Below are 1,673 nucleotides of genomic sequence, written 5' to 3' on the forward strand. Positions count from 1 at the left end.
CGCCGGACCGGCGACGGCGCAGGAGGTGACATACGACCTGTCCGATGCCCCCGCGCCGCCCGATCAGGGGCCGGCACAGGCCGGCGACACCGACACGATCACCATCCGGCTGCACGGCAAGCTGCAGCTGTTCCTGGGCGGCTATGCGCAGGCGGACGCCAACACGGCGTATTATCAGGACGGCGTCACCGGCTACGCCCTGCCCGGGCCGTTCGCGGTGTCGCCGTCCGGCGCGGTCGAGCCGGTCACGGCGGCGGGACCGGGGGCGCGGCTCGCGATGCCGGGGCGGGTCAGCCTGCCGAGCCTGCGGGTGGCGGATCTCGGCCGGATCTATCCCGGCTTCGACGGGGTGACGGCCGGCGGGCTCCAATACGGCAGCACCGTCGATCTGGGCATCGTCAATGCCGGGCAGGGCGATGGCGGCCTGTATGGCCAGGCGCTGGCGCCCGGCCGGGTGAGCGACCGGCCGCAGGTGCGCCGGGCCTGGGCCTATGTCGGGCTGGACGGGTGGGGAAACCTGCGCGTCGGCGCGACCGAGGGGCCGAGCGACCTGTTCATGACGGGCAATTTCGAACGCTTCAACAGCGGCGGGTGGAACGGCGCCGTGCCGTATTCCTTCTCGCGGCAGTGGAACACGATCTGGCCGTTCCCGGACGTCGAAGCCGAGTACACCACGCCGAAGATCGTCTATGTCTCGCCGCGCCGGGCCGGGTTCGACGTCGCCGTCTCGTTCGAGCCGAGCGGCGCCAGCATCATGGGCGACGAACGCAGCGGCTGCGCCTCGGCGCCGCTCAGCTATGGCGGGCGGACGGTGGGGGCGGTGACGCAGGCGGGATCGGGCTGCGATTTCGCCTCCGCCGGCGGGCTGCTGCCGGGCGGCGTGCTCGCCGAGCGGCGCGACACGGTGGAGGCGGCGCTGCGCTATCGCGGCCAGATCGGGGAGGTCGGCCTCGCCGCCTATGCCGACTACACCGGCAGCGCCGCCGTCCGCACGAGCGGCACGCCGGCGCCGGTGCGCCAGGCCTATCAGGGGCTGAATGTCGGCTATGCCGGGGCGCAGCTCTATTACGCGGGGCTCACGGTCGGCGGCATGGTCATGGGCGGCACGATCAACGACACCGCCGCCAGCATGGGTCTGCAACCGGGCGGCACGGGGCCGCAGACGGCGTTCCTGCTCGGCGCCTCCTACGCGATCGGGCCGGCCACGATCGGCGCGAGTTATTTCTCCACGTGGCAGGCGGGGTATCAGACGGCGGCCACGGCGAGCACGGTCGGGACCTACAACGCGCAGGGTGTTGCCGCCGGCGGCACATGGAGCGTGACGCCCTATCTGTCGCTGTATCTGGAGTATCTCTGGGGCCAGCAGAAACAGAATGGTTATAATCTCGATCTGTTGAGCGCGGGAGGCGCGCATAACAAGATCGACCTGCAATATGTCGGGCTTGGCACCGGACTGAGCTGGTAGGCACCGGCGCAAACCGTTGACAAGTCAGCCTTGGCGCCGGGTGCGCGGGACGCTAAGGAGTCCGGCGCGCGGCCATGCGGCCGCGGCGGGAGGCCGTCCTATGGCAGAATTCGATGCGCCGTCGCTTTCGTAACGCCGCCGGCCGGGCCGGGCTCGCCGGCGCCCTGGCGGTGCTGCCGCTGCTCGCGGGCTGCGGCGGGGACGATCC

Annotated in this window: 1 protein-coding gene; it reads left to right on the forward strand. The window is 71.5% G+C overall.

Annotation, left to right across the window (positions count from 1 at the left end):
- Positions 1-1,465, forward strand: a 1,465-nt coding sequence (locus tag B8460_RS21985) for a hypothetical protein (RefSeq protein WP_048862054.1), incomplete at its 5' end; no start/stop codon positions are given.
- Positions 1,466-1,673: the final 208 nt, after the last annotated feature.

This window comes from Acidisphaera rubrifaciens HS-AP3 (assembly GCF_000964365.1).
Taxonomy (GTDB): Bacteria; Pseudomonadota; Alphaproteobacteria; order Acetobacterales; family Acetobacteraceae; genus Acidisphaera; species Acidisphaera rubrifaciens.